General features: G+C 63.4%; 12 protein-coding genes. 3 read left to right on the top strand and 9 right to left on the bottom strand.

Features of this window, described 5'->3' with window-relative positions:
• The first annotated feature begins 237 nt into the window (after positions 1 to 237).
• Positions 238 to 912 carry a porin family protein gene (locus tag ABD837_RS24760; protein ID WP_345059981.1) on the top strand — a complete coding sequence of 225 codons (675 nt, stop codon included), beginning with the start codon at positions 238 to 240 and terminating at the stop codon, positions 910 to 912.
• A 175-nt stretch (positions 913 to 1,087) separates the two neighbouring features.
• On the top strand, positions 1,088 to 2,221 hold the full coding sequence (locus ABD837_RS24755) for a putative sensor domain DACNV-containing protein (RefSeq protein ID WP_345059979.1): 1,134 nt from the start codon (positions 1,088 to 1,090) through the stop codon (positions 2,219 to 2,221).
• A gap of 56 nt (positions 2,222 to 2,277) precedes the next feature.
• Here the strand turns inward: ABD837_RS24755 and ABD837_RS24750 are convergent, their stop codons facing one another.
• The 3 genes from ABD837_RS24750 to ABD837_RS24740 form a co-directional block, all read right to left on the bottom strand.
• Positions 2,278 to 3,543: a hypothetical protein gene (locus ABD837_RS24750; protein WP_345059977.1), complete on the bottom strand. Its 1,266-nt coding sequence runs from the start codon at positions 3,541 to 3,543 to the stop codon at positions 2,278 to 2,280.
• Positions 3,544 to 3,756: 213 nt separating this feature from the next.
• On the bottom strand, positions 3,757 to 4,440 hold the full coding sequence (locus tag ABD837_RS24745; protein ID WP_345059975.1) for a LytR/AlgR family response regulator transcription factor: 684 nt from the start codon (positions 4,438 to 4,440) through the stop codon (positions 3,757 to 3,759).
• A 74-nt stretch (positions 4,441 to 4,514) separates the two neighbouring features.
• Positions 4,515 to 5,627, bottom strand: a complete 1,113-nt coding sequence (locus ABD837_RS24740) for a sensor histidine kinase (RefSeq protein WP_345059973.1) — start codon at positions 5,625 to 5,627, stop codon at positions 4,515 to 4,517.
• 227 nt (positions 5,628 to 5,854) lie between these two features.
• Between ABD837_RS24740 and ABD837_RS24735 the strand changes: the two genes are divergently transcribed.
• A complete protein-coding gene (locus ABD837_RS24735; protein ID WP_345059972.1) occupies positions 5,855 to 8,314 on the top strand; it encodes a TonB-dependent receptor in 2,460 nt (819 codons plus the stop codon).
• 147 nt (positions 8,315 to 8,461) lie between these two features.
• Here ABD837_RS24735 and ABD837_RS24730 read toward each other — a convergent pair whose 3' ends face one another.
• From ABD837_RS24730 to ABD837_RS24705, 6 genes are all read right to left on the bottom strand, one after another.
• The gene (locus tag ABD837_RS24730) at positions 8,462 to 9,151 is read right to left on the bottom strand and encodes a lysoplasmalogenase (RefSeq protein ID WP_345059970.1); all 690 of its coding nucleotides are present in this window, start codon (positions 9,149 to 9,151) and stop codon (positions 8,462 to 8,464) included.
• An 88-nt stretch (positions 9,152 to 9,239) separates the two neighbouring features.
• Positions 9,240 to 10,040, bottom strand: coding sequence for a hypothetical protein (locus tag ABD837_RS24725; protein ID WP_345059968.1), 801 nt, complete (start codon positions 10,038 to 10,040; stop codon positions 9,240 to 9,242).
• An 87-nt stretch (positions 10,041 to 10,127) separates the two neighbouring features.
• Entirely contained in the window at positions 10,128 to 10,694 is a 567-nt protein-coding gene (locus ABD837_RS24720; protein ID WP_345059966.1) for a Crp/Fnr family transcriptional regulator, read from the bottom strand.
• Between the two features lie 86 nt (positions 10,695 to 10,780).
• Positions 10,781 to 13,240 (bottom strand): carbohydrate-binding protein, encoded by a 2,460-nt coding sequence (locus ABD837_RS24715; protein ID WP_345059964.1) that lies wholly within the window; start codon positions 13,238 to 13,240, stop codon positions 10,781 to 10,783.
• Positions 13,241 to 13,318: 78 nt separating this feature from the next.
• Entirely contained in the window at positions 13,319 to 14,746 is a 1,428-nt protein-coding gene (locus ABD837_RS24710) for a carbohydrate-binding protein (protein ID WP_345059963.1), read from the bottom strand.
• Positions 14,747 to 14,864: 118 nt separating this feature from the next.
• Positions 14,865 to 17,198 (bottom strand): beta-1,3-glucanase family protein, encoded by a 2,334-nt coding sequence (locus ABD837_RS24705; protein WP_345059961.1) that lies wholly within the window; start codon positions 17,196 to 17,198, stop codon positions 14,865 to 14,867.
• Between the last annotated feature and the right edge of the window lie 103 nt (positions 17,199 to 17,301).

The following is a 17,301-nucleotide window of genomic DNA, read 5'->3' as shown; positions in this document are numbered from 1 at the left end:
TTAGCTACGGCCCGTACCGATTCTTACGCCCAGGCCCAGCCCGAGGCCCGCGCCCGCCGCGCGGTCGAAACCGTACGGCTGACCGCTTTAGGCAAGCGGGCCAATTTCGATAAGGAGTAATTATTCGGGCAGCAGAAGCAGCGGGCTGCGTGGGCGCAGCGCTAAATTGTCGGGTGATGCAACCGGCGGGGGTAGTCGAAGGTCAGGAGGAAGTATCATTCCTGCTTAGTGCCTACTATGAATCAACGTCTCGTATTCTTGCTTTTACTGGTGCTATGCGTAGGCGTGGCACAGGCGCAGCCCGGCATCCGGGGAGGGATGAACTTCGCTACCCTGTCGACGTTGAATTGGGATGGCGCATCGCGCGACGCGCAGGTTGCTGGGAAAGCCGGGTGGCAGCTGGGCGTTTTCTATCAGCAGCCGTTGGCTGGGCGGTGGTCGTTGGTGCCGGAGCTGCAGTACAGCTACCAGCGCCTGGATTTGCAGGTCGAGGATAACTCCGTAAACGACGGAAGCTATGCCGGCCATTATGCCCTCAGTCTCGGGTATTTGCATGTGCCAATGTGGGTCCGGGCCGCGTTCCGCAAGGGCTACCTGGAGGTGGGCCCTCAGCTGAGCATGCTGGTGAACGCGCACGAAACGGGCACGGAGACAATGGGGAGCTTTTTCGGAAGCACAACCTCGGCAGTAGACCGCCCGGCCGGCGACCGGTACGCCCGGGCCGACGTAGCCCTGGGCATCGGCGGTGGCGTGCAGCTGACGAACACTGTAGACCTCAGCCTACGCATTAGTGCCGGGCTGCTCTCACTTACCAGCGAATACGCGGCCCCTTATAATTATGGCGGCAGCCTGCGGAATCAAGTCGCGCAATTGTCGTTGAGTTATCAATTTAAGAAGCCAGTGGCAGAGTAAGCCGGTCGGAAATATCCCGCCAGGCTATTGGAGAGCCCTTGTGCGCCTGTGGTTTTAGTCGGCTGCCCAAACAGCTTCGAAAAATGCGTTTACGACTCGCAAGGGGCTGGTGCTGCTATAGCGTCAGCCTTTTTGGTGTCGTGGCGCTGCCGTCGCCCGTCCCCATCTTTGCCGCATGCTCTCAGAACCTACCTATCTCACGGCCCGCATGGCGGCCCCCATGGTCGAAGCCCTCTTTGCGCGGCACCGGGCCGCCAGCGCCGAAGACGAGGCCCGGCTGGCCGCGCCGCCCGAAGCGCAGTGGGTGGAGGTGGTGATTGATGTGGCCTTCTGGGCCAGCCTGGGCCGGGAGGAGGGCTACTCGCCGCGCATTTCGCTGGCGCTGCTGCCGCAGGAGCAGGCCCGGCAGCCGCTGGTGTTTGGCCAGCGCCGCCGCCTCACGCCCGCCAACCTGCTGAAGCTGGCCCCCGCCGTGGAGCAGCCCGGCCTGCACCTGGGCGTGTGGCACGACGCCGACGGCCTCTACGTGTGGGGCACGGCCACCCGGGTGCCGCCGCTGTGCTTCGTGCTCGAAGTGGTGGAGCCCGGCCTGCTGGTGGTGAAGCACCGCCGCGCCGGGGGCTTCGGTAAGTTTGTGAACGTGGCCGTGCTGCGCGGCGACGACCTCCAGCTTATCGACGAGGAACACGGCGGCCTCAGCGACTGCGCGGCCCTGCGGGCCTTTCTGCCCGGCCGCAGCCTGCCCGCTCCCGATACCGGCGAAACCGATAACGTGCTGCTCGAGCTGGCCGCGGCCATGCGTGCCCACGGCCGCGGCGGGCTGGTACTGGTGGTGCCGCCCGGCTCGGTGCAGTGGCACAATTCAATTGTGCAGCCGCTGAACTACGCTGTGAATCCGGTTTACACCGGCATCCGGGCGGTGCAGCGGCTGGGGCAGTCGAAGCGCAAGTGGCAGGCCAGCCTGCGGCGCAACATTGGCATCGTGGGCGGCTTCACGGCTGTGGATGGGGCCACGGTCATCACCCGCGAATACTCGCTGCTGGCCTTTGGGGCGAAAGTGGCGCGGGCGAAAACCGGTACGCCCGTCGAGCAGCTGGTGCTCACCGAGCCGGTGGTGGGCAGCGAGCCCCGGCACCTGCACCCGGCCCAGAACGGCGGCACCCGCCACCTGGCTGCCGCTCAGTTCGTGCACGACCAGCGCGACACCATTGCCCTAGTGGCTTCGGTAGATGGTTTTTTCACGGTGTTTGCCTGGTCGGATACCTTGCAGCAAGTGCACGCGCACCGCATCGACGTGCTGTTGCTCTGAGTGAGACGCACTGGCTACAAGTGCCGCATCAACGGAGCACCGGGCTGCCCCCCGGGCTAGTGCAGCCGGTAACCCAGCAGCAACTCGTAGCGGTCGAACCCGGCGCTGAAGCCCTTATACGGGAGGAAGCCGTTGCTGTACTCGAAGCGGCCTTCGGCGGATAGTCTCTTGTAACTGGCCCCGATGCCGGCCACCAGGCATTGCTCGTAGCGCCGGAAGCTGGAGAAAAGTTCACTGGTAGTTGTGGTCTCCGTAGAGTAGAATTTTTCACGAACGGTTTTTTCCGACTTAATCTGAATGGCGTAGCCATTGGATACGCCGGCGTTGATAAAAATAGCTCCGACACCTAGGGGCTGGCTAATGCGTAGCAGCGAATGGAGCTTCAGGTAACTCAATGCCAGCGATGAGCTGGTTTTGCGATGGGTATTGCCATATGGGCTAATCTCTTCGTGGTAGCCGGAGGCTGAGAAAGAATTAAACACCAGCGCATTGCTCACCGAAAATCGGCCCAAGCTACCAGGTAGCGAAACGTTGTAGTATATGCCCCCGGTCGGCCGAATCTGGGTATAGCTATCGAAGGTTGGATACTCGGGGTTCTTGACATCGCTGAACACTACGTTGGTTAGGCAAACGCCGCCCAGCACGCCAAACTGCTGCTTGATTGTGCTGCGCCGCTGGAAAGCCAGGGGCTGGCGGGTGCAGGCGTAGTAGCCGGCAAACGTGCGTTGCAAAGCGTTGGCCGTGTAGCCGATGGCCTTCAGCTTGGGCTCGATGCCCGGGCAGTCGGCCAGGTAGCCTGCCAGCTGGTCGCGGAAGGTGGTGTTGAGTTGCACCACCTCCGACCGGTAGCCCGGCGCTTTGTAACGCTTGAACACCAGCAGGTCGTAGCTGCCACCTTGCTTGGTGTAGAAAAAGTTGTAGCCGTTGGCATCCTTGTACTCATACAGGCTTTTGGGGCCGGCCACCAGCGCCCGCAGGAAAACGGTATCGGCCCGGTAGCTGGGCGTGGCCGTGCTCGAGAGGTCATTCAACTCCTGCGGCGAGTTTTCAACGCTTACCCTGGCCCCGGCATACTGCTCGCTGCTCACGCTGAAGCCTTTGATGTCGAGCGGTCGGAACTGCTGCTCGGGGGCCTGTAGGTCGGGTTTGAACGAGACCGTGCGCGGGTTCCGGTCCCAGCCCCGGTAGTTGATGAAGCCCCGCAGCGTGTCGCCGGCAAGGGTAGTGACTTTGGCAGGCTGGAAGTTTTGCTGGCCCAAAGCGCAGGCTGGCAGCAGCAGGAAAAGCGCCCAAGCGGCGCTAAGGGTAGTAAAAAGCTTCATTTAACCAATTTGATGGGAGTAGAATCGACAAAGCTAGGCACGAAGCGGGCCCGCTGCCGCATGGCCCGGCCAAAGCGGCGCTGCTTGGGTTCGGGTAGGCGCCGGGCGGGCTGTGCCGGCGGGGTGCACAGGGTGCAGCTGGTGATGAAAAACGGCTAGGTGTACGAGCCGGCGCAGCCGTGCAAGCTGGCCGATTACTACTAGCAGCCCCGGCTACTTCTTAAACCAGGCCAGCAGCTCGGGCTTGTAGGAATTACCGATGGGAATCAGGCTGCCATCGGTGAGCACTACCTGCTCGGGCTGGAGGAGGCGGATGTGGGCGGCCCCTACGATAAACGAGCGGTGCACCCGCACGAAGGTCTCGCCGAGCTGGTCGGCCATGGCCTGCATGGTGGCGTGGTGCAGGTGGGTTTTGGCGGCCGTCACCACTTTCACGTAGTCCTTGCAGCCTTCCACAAACAGAATATCGCGGTAGGAGACTTTGAACAAACTGCCCTGGTCTTTCAGCAGCAGCGCTTTCTCCTCCTCCGGCGCAACAGCAGCCGGCTGCAGGCGGCCTGCAGCTTTCACGAACCGCTCGTAGCTGAAGGGCTTGAGCAGGTAGTCGAGCACGTCGAGCTCGTAGCCTTCGTAGGCGTATTCGCGGTAGGCGGTGGTGATGATGGTTTTAGGTGGGTTTTTGAGCGTGCGCATGAAGGCCAGGCCATTCATGAGCGGCATTTCGATGTCGAGAAACAGCAGGTCGACGGGCTGGCTGGTAAGGTGCTCGTGGGCCTCCATGGCGTTGCGGCAGGTGCCGGCTAGCACCAAGCCGGGCGTTTGGGCAATGAACTGCGTGAGAACCTGGTGGGCCAGCGGCTCATCATCAACAACAAGGCAGCGGGTGGGACTAGGCATGGGGCGTAGCGCGGACTTTTAGTCCGCGAATAAAAACGGCCACGAACCTACCACGCGCGGACTAAAAGTCCACGCTACGACACGTGCAGTGTCAACTCGGCTCGATATTTCCCGTCCTGCTCTGTCAGCACCAGCTCGTGGGCGTTGGGGTAATACAGCTGCAGCCGCTGGCGGATATTCACCAGCCCGATGCCGCCGCTGCGGCGTGCGCCCGGCGTGGCCGCGGACATGGCTGGCAGCAGGTCGTTTTCGACCAAGAAGTGCAGCTGGCCGGGCTTGGCAGTGAGCACGGCCGTGACGCTGGCTTTGTCGGAAAAGTGGTGGCGGCCGTGCTTGAAGCTGTTCTCGACCAGCGGCAGCAGCAGCAGCGGCGGCACCTGCAACGTGGCGGCATCGGCCGCGCCAACGGTAGCGAAAGTGATGCTGGCCCCGGCGTACTTGCGCTGCTCCATCTCGAAGTAGTTTTCGAGAAAGGTGATTTCCTCGGGCAGCGCAATGTACTCGCGGCCGCTGTCGTACAGTACGTAGCGCATCAGCTCCGAGAGCAGCAGGATGAAGCGCGGCGTTTCGGGCGAGCCGGCCAAACTCAGGCCGTAGATGCTGTTGAGGGTGTTGAAGAGGAAGTGGGGCTGCAGCTGGCTCTTGAGCTGCGCCAGCTGCAGGGCCAGGTGGTCGCGCTCGAGCAGCCGGCGGCGCATTTCCTGCTCAAACGCGACGCGCACAAAGGCCACGCAGCCGAACGCCAGCATGTCGGTCAGCAACAGCGGCAGCACCGGGTTTTGCACGCCCAGCAGCTGCGCCGGTTTGAGCGAGGCGTAGAAGTGGTAGAAATCGACCAGCGCCGGCGGTGCCGCCACGGGGAGGAATAGCAAGGATGCGAGACAAATATTCAGCTTGATGCCCCACCACAAATACAGCAGCGAGCCCACGGCCAGCAACCCGTAGCGCTGCTGGCGCAGCAGGCGCGGCACCAGCCAGCGGTACCAGGGCAGCACGTAAGCCGTGGCCAGCAGGGCAAAGAGTATCAGCTGCGGGTAGGGGAAACTGGTCCGGGCGGGCCGGTGCAGATGCGCGGCCTCCTCCAGGTAGACGCCGTACTTGTAGAGGCCCACGTAGAGGCTCCACACCAGGATTTCGAAGATGAGCGGGAAGCGGCTGGGCCGGTTGGATGGCACGGTGGGTTGCATGGGGCGAAGGTGGTAGGTTTTGGACGGCGGGGCAGTGTTGGGTAGGTGATTTTTCGACCAATGCGGGGATTTTTTCGACTAAAAATGGGCCGGCTTGCTTTCGTCGGAAAGTGGCCGGGTGTAGTCGAAAAAGCAGAAAAAAGGCTTTGGGGGCGTCGTTGCTTTGTCCCATTCCCAGCCGGTTAGCGGCTAGGGTTACTCATCCAGCAACCTCCTTTTTCTTCGTCATGAAAACTGCCACCGCCTCTTTTCTGCTTTTCTCGGCCCTAGCCGCTGTGCCTGCTGCCACCCTTGCCCAAACGCCCGTTGCCGCTGCTACCAAGGCGCTACGCCCCGCTACAACCCAGCCGCTCTCGGGCACGGTGGCCGACAGCCTGAGCCAGCAGGCGCTGCCCTTCGCCACGGTGTTGCTGCAAACGGCCGGCGACGCCAAAAACGTGCTCAGCACCGTCACCAACGAGCAAGGCGCGTACCGCTTCGAAGCGGTGCCGGCCGGGGCCTACGAGCTGCGGGTGCGCTACCTGGGCTACAAAACCGGCGCGCCGGTAGCCGTGACCATCGCTGCTGACCACGCCGCCACGCTGCCCCTGCTGCGCGTAGCCGCCGACCGCCAGCTGCTGAAAGGCGTGACCGTGACCGCTACGCGACCCTTCATCGAGCAGCGGGCCGACAAGCTGGTACTTAACGTGGCCGCCAGCCCCATTGCCGCCGGCGGCACGGCCTACGACGTGCTGGGCCGCGCTCCCGGCGTGCTCGAAAGCGGGGCCGGCTTCCAGCTTCGCGGCAAAACCGTGGCGGTGCTGCTCGACGGCAAAACCACCAACCTGAGCGGCGAGGACCTGAAAAACCTGCTCAGCGCCATGCCCGGCAGCACCCTCGACCAGGTCGAAATCATCGCCAACCCGTCGGCCCGCTACGACGCCAATGGCAGCGCCATTATCAATATCATCACCACCAAAAGCCGCAAGCTGGGCACCAACGGCGTGGCCACCGGGGGCCTCGGCGCCGGCCAGTACGGCCGCTACAACGCCGGCTTCAGCCTCAACCACCGCACCGAGAAGCTGAACGTGTACGGTAGCCTCGACCGCCTGCAAAACCAAACCTACGCCAGCACCAGCGCCGTGCGCAGCAACAGCGGCGAGTTCGACATTCGTGAAAATGGCCGGGAGGTGCGCCAGCAGCAGAACAACTCGGCCAAGCTGGGCCTCGACTACCAGCTAAGCAAAACCACCTCGGCTGGCATCCTGGTGAAGGGCCTGCTGAACACCCGCGACCGCGACGGCCAGACGCTGGCCGTGCTCAGCGGCACTGCCGCCAGTGCGCCGCTGGCAGTGTCGCGGGTGCGCACGCTGGGCACAACGCAGGTGCTGAGCCCCTCGGTGAACGTGTACTACAAAACCAAGCTCGACACCACCGGCCGCACCCTGAGTTTGAACGCCGACTACTTTGGCTATGCCAAAAACGCCCGCACTGACTACAACACGCGCTTTTTCGATGCTGACTTTCAGCAAACAAGCCCCGCTGGCCTGCTGCGCGACAACACGCCGGTGCGCAACGCCGTGTACTCGGCCAAGGCCGACTATGCCCAGCCGCTTTACAAAGGCACCCTGGAGGCCGGCCTGAAAACCACCTTCACCAGCACCGACAACGACATTCGGTGGGAACAGGCCACCGCTGGCCAACCCTGGACCGCCGACCTGGGCAAAACCAACCACTTCGTGTACCGCGAAAACATCAACGCCGCCTACGGCACTTTCAGCCGCACGGTGCGCAAGGTGAACGTGCAGCTGGGCCTGCGTGCCGAGCAAACCAACACGCTTGGCACGTCGCTTACCACCGGCCAAGCCACCGAGCGCCACTACCTGAACCTGTTCCCGAGCGTGTCGGGCCAGTACAACGTGTCGGAGAAAACGCAGGTGGGCCTGTCGTATAGCCGCAAGATTGACCGGTTTGCCTTTGGCGTGGTTAACCCCTTTCTCACCTACATCAGCCCCTACAGCTATGCCCAGGGTAACCCCGGCGTCCGCCCCTCATTCTCGCACAACTTCGAGTTCACGCACTCCTACAACAACCTGCTCACCACGTCCATCAGCTACGGCCTGCACACCGATGTGCTGACGGAAAGCTACCGGCGCAACGCTGCTACGCAAGTGGTGGTACATTCCTTCCAAAACCTGGGCCGGGCCGAGTCGCTCTCGGCCAGCGCCACGCTCAGCAAGCCATTCCTGGGCGGCAAGTGGTTCACCTCTACCACGCTGGGCCTGGAGTATGCCCGCATCAGCAGCGCGGGAGTGGGTTTGAACACCGCCCGGCCCTCGTATTACCTGGCCACCAACCACACCGTCAAGCTGCCCTACGGCCTGAAAGCCGAAGCCTCGGCCAACTACATGTCGCCGATGACGTTTGGCGGCGTGGCCTTTCACGCCCGTTTCAGCAGCAGCTTCGGCGTTTCGAAGTCCTTGTTCAAGGAGGCCGCTACGCTCACGCTCAACGTTAGCGACGTGCTCAACACCCAGCAGAACAGCTACGACGTGCTGGCCGGTGGCATAAACTCCACCAACCTCGACAAGGTGGAAAGCCGCTTCGTGAAACTCAACTTCAGCTACAAGTTTGGCAACCAGCGCGTGAAAGCTAGCCAGCGCCGCAGCACCGGCATCGAGGGCGAACGGTCGCGCATGGAAAACTAGCCCGGGCCGCGCCTCCGCTGGTGGTGGCCGGGCAGCTCTACTACCCCTTTGCGGGTGCCGCCGGCCACCAGGGCCGCAGCCCACCAGTGGCTGCGGCCTTTTGGCGTGGTATGCCGGGCAGCGGGCCCGGCGGTTGCTTGCGGCTGGCTACGCCACCCGCCGGGCTGGGCCCACTGCCCGCTCGTGAGCCAGCAGCCCGGCCACAATGCTGAGCTGCGCCGCGCAGTAGGTGAGCATCACCCAGAAGCCCGCACCGGGCAGCGGCTCCAGAAACTTGTCGAGCGCCAGCAGCGAGTCGGACCCCATGAACAGCGCCGCCCCGGCACTTACCAGGGCAAAGCTGCCCGCGGTGGTACGGCCGGCGCGGTAGGTGGCCACCAGCACCATGAGCACCAGCACCACGGCGTACCCCAGCACGGGCAGCCGCAGCGGCCCCAGGCCCGGCGATAGCGCCGATAGCAGCGCCAGGCCGGCCACTACCACGGGCAGGCCCACGCCCATGCGCCAGCCCAGAGCCCGCCCCGGCCCCGGCCACTGGTGCTGCCGGTAGGCCCCGATGTAGCAGGCGTGGGCGGCCAGAAACGAAACCAGCCCGCCCATAAAAAACAGCTCCTGCCGCGCCTGAAACAATAAGAGTACATCGCCGAGCCACGACAGCGCCAGAGCCGCCAGCACCAGCCGGGCCGGGTGTGGCGCAGCCCGGTAGTAATACAGCCCGAGGCTGAGTAGCAGCAGCGGTTTGCAGAGGTACGCCAACGAGGCATAGGCCGGTAAGCTTACGGCCAGCAAATCGCCGGCCGTGGCCAGCCCAAAAAGTAATAGAAACAGTTTATTCATCGGCGCAAGGTAGCAAGTGCTCATTGACGGCTATTGCCGGTTGCGGCCAGGGCCTGGGCGGTCCACCCTTCTTTGGCGCGCGGGCAGCCTAAGGCTGCCAGCCGCCGTGCTGCTGGGTTCGGGCTATTCCCTCGGTTATCTGCTGGCGCAGGGCTGCCGGCGTCGACCGTAAAACCAGCCTAGCTTCCGGCGAATTTCGTTGGGCCAGTAAATAGCTTTTGACCTGCGCATCCTGCTGCGCCATGCTGCACAACGACCAGCGCGCACTGGCCCCGGTAAGGTATAGGTTGAGGCTTTTGCGCTCGGCTGCGTAGCGGCAGTTGCCCAGCACCAGCTGCAGATAGCGCGTGTCGCCGGTGGCCCCGTATGCTGCCCAGGCCACGTCGTTGTAAGCGGGCATCAGCGGCATTTTGGCAAATAGCTGGTCGGGCGTCAGGGTCAATATTTCCGCCACAAACCCGCGGCAACCCGGGTCGGTAATCCGGGGGTGTAGCTCGCGCAGTTGCTGGCGCAGGGTGGTGTCCTGCGCCAGCAGCGCCGTCAGAAACCCAGCCAGGATGTTGCACTGTCGTTGGAGGGCAATAATCTGGGCCGAGTCGACAGTATGCCGGTTCAGGTAATTGATGGTCAGGGGTACAATCCGCTTGTCGGGCTGCTGGTGGTAATGTCCCAGCAGCTGCTGGAAGTGGGTGTCGGCGCTGGCCGAGTCCTCCGGATGCTGTTGCTGCAGCTGCTTACCATTGGCCTCGGCGCTGGTGACCTGGGCCGAGGCGCCGAAGCCAGCTAAGCAAAGCATTAGCAGCAGTGTGCCAGGGCACCACCGGCCAGGAGCCAGTCGGCGGGCCAGCAGGGTCAGAAAACGCAGCGGAGCGAAATAGGGTAGGCGCACGGCACGAGGGGGTTAGCGTGGAATAATGCCCCAAAGGTGCCCGGCAGCCCGAAGCTATTTCATGACGAATGTCATTTTCGTCACGCCTCAGCCGGCCTTGTTGCGCAGGCGGCTCAGGGTTTCGGGAGCCATGCCCAGGTGCGAGGCTATCTGGTGCAGGGCCACGCGCTGAAAAACTGTCGGGAACTCGCGCAGCAGCAGGTGGTAGCGCTCGGCGGCGGTGCGGGCCCGCAGGTGCTGGGCGCGCTGCTCGCTGAGCACGTAGTACTTCTCCAGAATCCGGCGGCCGAAGTAGTTGAACTCGGGGAAGTCGTGGTACAGGCGCTGGAGCTGGTCGTAGGTGATGGAATGCACGCGGGCCGGTTCCAGCAGCGCCAGGGTTTCTTCGGACGGCTGCTGGGTGAAGAAGCTCAGAATCGAAATCACGAAGTCGCCCGCCTGCATAAACCACGAGGATATTTCGCGGCCGTGCAGCAGGGTGTAGCCCCGCACCAGCCCGGTTTCCAGAAAATACACCCGCCGCGCTACCTGCCCGGGTCGCAACAGCACGTGGTGGGCCGGCAGCTCCTCGGCTACAATGGCGGCTTCAATGGCCGCTGTCAGGGCCGGGCTCAGCGGCTGTAAGGCATTCAGCGAATCAAGGAAACTAGCCATACGTCCGGATGTTGGGCAAATATGCCACCAAAAAAGGGCCACCCGCGCGGGCAGCCCTTTCTTATTAACCACCAAAGCAGGTTCAGCTATTTCACAAATCGGCGGGTAGCGGTGGGCTGGCCCGGGCTGGTTACCACCACCGTGTACATGCCGGTAGGTAGTTCCGCAACATCAACTGAGTCGTTGGTGAGGGTGCCGCTGCCCACCGTTTTGCCATAGGCGTTCAGAATGCGGTATTGCGTACCGACCTGCACCGCTTCGGTACGGAGGTAAAGCTTGTCGGCCACCGGGTTGGGGTAGATTTCCAGTATGGCCGCAGCCTGCGCTGCTTCTGCTTTATCCGGGGCCGCCGTGCGGGCCGCGCCCTGCTTGGAAATGCGGACCCAATTGACATTGTAGCCGGCGGTCTGGGCGTAGATGCCGAAGTTGTAAGTGCCGGCGTTGATGGTGACGGTTCTCGAGACGGTGGTCCAGTTCTGCCAGCCGCCGGTGGCCGGAATGGCTGTGCTGCCCAGCTGGATGCTGCCCGCGTTCAAATCCGAAGAAATGGTGCCGCCATTGGCCCCGCTGGCCACGCGGTACTCAATCAGGTAAGTGCCGGTGGTGGGGAAGCTGATGCTGTTCCACACCAGGTAGTCGCCGGCATCAATGTAGCCCATGTCCTGGCCCCCGCCGGCATCGGTGCAGCCTTCCACCATCATGCCGTTGTTCACGTTGGCCACTTCAGCTTCTAACTGCCGGCTGAAGCTGGCCGTGGCGGTTTGCACCCGCAGGGAAGTGGTTTTGTCGTTCCAGTTGGTGGTGCCGAGCGGGTTGTTCACCAGGCAGGAGTTGCTGGCGCCCACGGTGAGCGCACCGCCGGTGAAGTTGTCGTTTTCGTAGAGCACCACTTGGTAGCCGCCGTTCACGGTCAGTGAAGAAACGTCGTCGTTGAGGATGCCGCGGGCTTGCAGGGCGGCCAAGTTGTAGTCGCCCACCGGCAGGGCCACGGCAGTGCCGTCGTAGCTGCAGTCGCGGTACATGGTGGCCACGCCGCCACTCGGCGCCGGGGCCGAGCCCGAGATGCTGAACGTGCCCAGCGAGCTGTAGTCGGAGTAGCCGTCGGTGGCGGGGTTGCCCGAGCTGGTGCCGTCAATCTGGAGGTAGTAGGTGCCCGCGCCCAGGCTTGCGCTGAACGACACGTTCAGGTTGCCGCCGCCCTGGGTGTCGTAGGTGCCAATCAGCCCGCCGCCGCTGTTGAAGAGGCGCGCCACGATGTCGAGGTCGCCGTAGCGGCCCACGGTGTTCACGTTGAAGCTAACGGTGCCGCCGCCGGTGGCGAAGGCGAAGTAGTCTTGGTCGGCCGTGCGCTCGATGACGCCGTTGCCTGACAGGCCGGCGCCGTTGCGGGCGAGGTTGGTGGCGCCGGCAATGCCGTTGCTGTGGTCGTCGGGCCGGTAGCCCACGTTGTAGGTCGCGCCCGCCATGATGGCGAGGTCGTCTTCCTGGTTGTTGGCCGAGTTGTATTCGCCGCGGCTCCAGTGCGTGACGGGCTTGTAGTAGCCCGCGCCCATAATAGGGGCCCAGGCCCCGGCATTGTCCTGGCCGGTGTAGTACCCCTCGCTGGGGCTGATGCGGCCGTCGTGGCTCAGGCCCAGGGTGTGGCCCACCTCGTGCGATGCCGCTTCACCCCCCGATTTGGGGTCGCTCATAAACACCCAGCAGGGCGTGTCGTCGTTGTTTCGGAAGGACGTGAGGTAGGCCACACCGCCCGCGCCGTTGGCAATGGTGGGGCCGCTGCCCGGCGAAATCACGCAGCGCATGCGCATGTACTTGGGGTAGGCGTTGAACACGTTCTCGTCGGTGGTCACGTTCAGGCTGAAGGGGCGAAAATCCTCGCTCACCAGTTCCCACATGGCCTGCACGTTGGCATCGGTCATGTTGGCCGAGGGGGCGTTGTAGGCGTTGCCGTTGTTCCAGCCGGTGCCGGCGGGTAGGGCATAGCCGTCCGTGTCGAGCAGAATGCAGCCCCGCGCGCCCGGGTAGCTCTGCAGCGACACCACGGCGGCGCGGTTGGCCGCGCCACCTGCCGGGGCCGGGTCGCGGTAGCCCAGCGGCTTGTTGTAGTCGATGCACACCACCTTGTTAATGTCCACGGCCTGCACGAAAACGTGGCCCCGCGCATCGGCCGAGTAACGGTAAGCCTGGTGGCTGGCCCGCAGAATAATATTGCCTTCCACCGTCGTGCCCTCAATGCGCAGCTGGAACGACGAGCCCGGCACGCCCGCCAGGTTGCCCACCACGTACTCGCCGGATTTGTCCAGGTCCTCGCGGTAGTTCACTTGCCCGCTGAAGGCTTTGCCGGCGGCCACCCGGAGCGTCACGGCAGGAGTGGTGCGCTGGGCTAGGCCCGCCGCCACCTGGGTTTCGAGCTGGCGCACCAGCTCCTGGCGGGTGCCGAGGTCGTAGCCGGAGCCTTCGGCCGGGCGTTGGCCCTGGGCCAGCGCAGGGCTCAGCCCCGCGAGTATCAGGGCCGCAGTCAGCCCGGTTGCATACAGTTTGTTCATAGTTCGGAAAGAAGTGAGGAAGGAAAAACGGCCGAAGCCAAAAAAGAGGAGCCAGCGGTGCCGGCTCCTCGTCAAGGGTTACTCTTTGCTGAAGCGGCTCACCAGCCGGGGCTGGCCTTTGGCCGCTACCACCAGGGTGTAGAGGCCGGGCCGCAGGGCCGACACGTCCACGGTTTCGCCGCGGTAAATGCCGCGCCACACCGTGCGCCCATCCAGGCTCAGAATGCTGACCTCGCCACCCAGGAATTCCGGGGCGGCCTCCAGCCTCAGGTGGTCGCGCACCGGGTTGGGGTACACGCTGGCCACAACGTTAGCTTCGGCCGTGGTAGCCAGTGCCGTGCGGGCTGCTACTTTGGTAATACGGACCCAGTTGAGGTTGTAGCCGCCGGTTTGGGCATACACGCCGAAGTTGTAGGTGCCCGCGTTCACGTTCACGGTTTTCGACACGGTGGTCCAGTTCTGCCAGCCGCCGGTAGCGGGAATGGCCGTGCTGCCCAGCTGGATGCTGCCGGCGTTCAAATCCGAGGAAATGGTGCCGCCATTGGCCCCGCTGGCCACGCGGTATTCGATGTTGTAGGTGCCGCTGGTGGGGAAGTTGATGTTGTTCCAGACTAGGTAGTCGCCGGCATCAATGTAGCCCATGTCCTGCCCGCCACCCGCATCGGAGCAGGCTTCCACCACCATGCCGTTGTTCACGTTGGCGCTTTCGGCCTGCAGCGTGACCGACGTAGCTGGCGGGGGCGAGCTTGTGAGCTGGTACACCCGCACGTAGTCCACGTTCATGGTAGCGGGCAGCTTGCTTTCGTCCACGGTCTGGCCGGGCCAGTCGCCGGCCACGGCCAGGTTCAGCAGCAGGAAAAAGGGCTTCTGGAACTCCTCGGTGCCGCCCGTGCCGTTGGTAATGTTAATTTCGTGGTACTTGGCGCCGTCCACAAACCAGCGGATGTAACTCGGCGTCCACTCGATGCTGTAGACGTGGTACACGTTGGGCGCGGTAGCAACATTGCCGCCGTACTGGGCGTGGCCATTGTTGTCCCAGTGCACGGTGCCGTAGTTGCGGCTGTCGGCGTTCACCTGTTCCATGATGTCGATTTCGCCACAACGGGGCCAGCTCACGGTGTTGATGTTGCTGCCCAGCATCCAGAAGGCGGGCCACAACCCCTGCCCCAGCGGCGTCTTGATGCGCGCCTCCATCCGCCCGAAAGCAAACTGCTTCAGGCCCTGGGTTTTCAGGCGGGCCGAGGTATAGGGCATGCCACCCACGCTCTGCTTGCGGGCCGTGATTTGCAGCTCGCCGTTCACCACCGTGGCGTTGGAGGCCTGGTAATACTGCTTTTCGTTGTTGCCCCAGCCGCCACCACCGGTTTCAAAAACCCAGTTAGAGGTGTTCACGGCCGTGCCATTGAATTCGTCGGCCCACACCTGCTGGTAGGTTTGGGCGTGGGCGGTGGCGCAGGTCAGGGCCACTGCGGCGGCTTGAAATAGCCGGGTAAAAGTTTGTTTCATGAGAGCAGGGTGGGTTTGGAAATGGATGAAGTGAAATGGGTACGGTGAAAGGGAGAAGGCAAATCCGAACGTCATGCAGAGTGCAGCGAAGCATGACGTTTCGGAATTCACCGAAAGGCTACTCCTTGCTGAAGCGGCTCACGACTTTGCGGCCATCAGCCGTTTGGGCCAGCAGCGTGTAGAGGCCGGGGCGCAGGGCCGACACGTCCACCGTTTCGCCGCGGTAGGTGCCGCGCCACACAAGCCGGCCTTCCACGCTCATAATGCTGAGCTGGCTGCCGGCAAATTCGGGCCCGGCGGCCAGGGTCAGGTGGTCGGTTGCCGGGTTGGGGTAAATGGCTAGCGTAGCTTCCGTAGCGCGGGTGGTGGTCAGTGACGTGCGGGCCGCGCCCTGCTTGGAGATGCGGACCCAGTTGAGGTTGTAGCCGCCAGTCTGGGCGTAGATGCCGAAGTTGTAAGTGCCGGCGTTAATAGTAACGGTTTTCGACACGGTGGTCCAGTTCTGCCAGCCGCCGGTGCCGGCAATGGCCGTGTTGCCAAACTGGATGCTGCCCGCGTTCAAGTCCGAGGAAATAGTGCCGCCGCTGGCCCCGCTGGCCACGCGGTACTCGATGAGGTAGGTGCCGGTGGTGGGAAAGTTGACGGCGTTCCACACCAGGTAGTCGCCGGCGTCGATGTAGCCCATGTTCTGCCCGCCGCCCGCGTCTGTGCAAGCTTCAACGGTCATGCCGTTGTTCACGTTGGCCGCCTCGGCCTCCAGCTGTCGGCTGAAGCTGGCCGTGGTCGTGGCGAAGTTGAGCCAGTTCAGGTTGCAGCCCGTCGAGGCGGCGGCGAACACGCGCAGGGTTTGCTTGCCGGCGGGCAGGGTTACAGTGGCGTTAATCGTTTGCCAGCTTTGCCAGCTTTGCCAGCCGCCGGTGTTGCCCACGGCCACACTGCTAAGCACGCCGCCCGCGCTGTTGCGCAGCTGCAGCGTAGCCCCGCCGGTGGCGCTGGCCACCCGGAAGCCCACGGTGTAGGTGTCGGCCGTGGCCACGTTCACGGCGTAGTCGAGCCAGTCGTTGGTTTCGAAGTAGTCCACGTTGCGCCCGCCGCCGGTGTCGGTGGTGACCTCGGTCTGCGTGCCCGACTGGGCCGAGAAGCTCTCCGCCTCCAGCTTGCCCGGTATTGCCTGCGCCGTCGGGGCCTGCCCGGCGAAGCCGCCAAACGTAGCCACTACCTTGGTGGGCTGCGGCGTTTGCAGAGTTGCCGACTGGTCGGCCACGTCATCATAAGCAAAGCCGTACGACAGATTATCCACGCTGACGCCCGGTAGGTGCCAGAATCGAGCGTAGTAGTTCATGGGTGCCGCCTGGTAAAAGCCCGCCACGTTGTAGAAGTTCTGCTGGCCCGCTGCCCCGGCCGCCGTACTGATGGCGTGACGGTTGACGGCGGCCGTAATCTGGGCCTGCACCACGAGGTCGCAGTCGCCGTCGACGTTGCGGGTAGCCAGCACGCCCTTGCCCTCGAAAGCCTCCTGCGTGGTGGGCTCGCGGGTGATGATGCCCGTGCGGTTGAGGTAGGCGCCCGACTGGCCCACCACCACGAGGCGGTTATCGGCCCCCACGCGGCCCTTGAACACCCCGGCGTTGCCCGCGTTGAAAATCAAGTCCTCGTTCTTGTACTTGGCCCAAATGGCGTCGAGGTAGGGCTTGAAGTAGTTGCCGTAAGGCCCGGCCGTGGTGCCGTTGGTGCCGTCATAGAACGCGGCCGTCTTGCTCGGGAAGCTGATAACGCCCGTTGTGTTGTTCACCGTGCCCTGGAATTCGGCGGGTACGTTGGCCTTGTAGGCCGCCACGATGTCGGCGGCCGATTTCAGCTCGCCGGTTTTCTTGTAATAGCCGTTGCCGTACAGCTCCAGGCCCATGGGATAGGCAAAGGCGTCGACACGCGTGGTGTTGCCGAAGAAGCCGCCGCCGTTGTTGGTCAGCTCAATGGTTTCATAGAGAATGCCCGTGTTGGGGTCGGTGGGACTTTGCGGGTTGGGAGCGGTGTAGCCCGACGGCGACCCGTTGGCCCCAAAAAAGTAGAAGTACAGCTGCTGCCCGCGCGAGATGTACACCCGGCAGCCGGCGATGTAGGGCAGCGTAAACGTATGGTTCGGAATGTTGCTGAGCTTAGTGAAGCAAGCCGCGTACTTCGAGTTCTGACCGGGGCCCGTGTTGCCGTTGATGGTGGGCCCGGTGACGGCGTTGTAGCCGGTGCTCATGGGCAGCACTTGGCTGTTGGCCGCGTTTATCCAAACGTGGTTGTTGCTGGGGTCGATGCCCACAATGGCCACGTACAAATCGGTGTCGGCAAACGGCGACGTGTTGTTGATGGTGAACGGAATAGACCCCTGGGCCTGGCTGTGCCGTGGCAGCAGCACGCCCGTCATCAGGGCCAGGAGGGTAAGCAGCGTACGTTTTTTCATAGGTGTGGGAATTTGGAAAGTGAAGAGAAAGCCGGAAGTCAAAGGGCCGCGCAGAGCGGCGGCAAAAACCAGAAGTACACACGAACCAGGGACTGTACCAGCC

Origin of the sequence: Hymenobacter glaciei, from assembly GCF_039539585.1 — a bacterium.
In the GTDB taxonomy this organism is placed as follows: Bacteria; Bacteroidota; Bacteroidia; order Cytophagales; family Hymenobacteraceae; genus Hymenobacter; species Hymenobacter glaciei.
This window is presented reverse-complemented; position numbering and strand designations above follow the sequence as displayed.

What these genes read in the sequence shown, in the direction of transcription:
- ABD837_RS24730 (WP_345059970.1), bottom strand. Translation starts at nt 9,151, where the DNA reads ATGAATAAACTGTTTCTATTACTTTTTGGGCTGGCCACGGCCGGCGAT.
- ABD837_RS24760 (WP_345059981.1), top strand. Translation starts at nt 238, where the DNA reads ATGAATCAACGTCTCGTATTCTTGCTTTTACTGGTGCTATGCGTAGGC.
- ABD837_RS24755 (WP_345059979.1), top strand. Translation starts at nt 1,088, where the DNA reads ATGCTCTCAGAACCTACCTATCTCACGGCCCGCATGGCGGCCCCCATG.
- ABD837_RS24710 (WP_345059963.1), bottom strand. Translation starts at nt 14,746, where the DNA reads ATGAAACAAACTTTTACCCGGCTATTTCAAGCCGCCGCAGTGGCCCTG.
- ABD837_RS24715 (WP_345059964.1), bottom strand. Translation starts at nt 13,240, where the DNA reads ATGAACAAACTGTATGCAACCGGGCTGACTGCGGCCCTGATACTCGCG.
- ABD837_RS24705 (WP_345059961.1), bottom strand. Translation starts at nt 17,198, where the DNA reads ATGAAAAAACGTACGCTGCTTACCCTCCTGGCCCTGATGACGGGCGTG.
- ABD837_RS24745 (WP_345059975.1), bottom strand. Translation starts at nt 4,440, where the DNA reads ATGCCTAGTCCCACCCGCTGCCTTGTTGTTGATGATGAGCCGCTGGCC.
- ABD837_RS24735 (WP_345059972.1), top strand. Translation starts at nt 5,855, where the DNA reads ATGAAAACTGCCACCGCCTCTTTTCTGCTTTTCTCGGCCCTAGCCGCT.
- ABD837_RS24720 (WP_345059966.1), bottom strand. Translation starts at nt 10,694, where the DNA reads ATGGCTAGTTTCCTTGATTCGCTGAATGCCTTACAGCCGCTGAGCCCG.
- ABD837_RS24740 (WP_345059973.1), bottom strand. Translation starts at nt 5,627, where the DNA reads ATGCAACCCACCGTGCCATCCAACCGGCCCAGCCGCTTCCCGCTCATC.
- ABD837_RS24750 (WP_345059977.1), bottom strand. Translation starts at nt 3,543, where the DNA reads ATGAAGCTTTTTACTACCCTTAGCGCCGCTTGGGCGCTTTTCCTGCTG.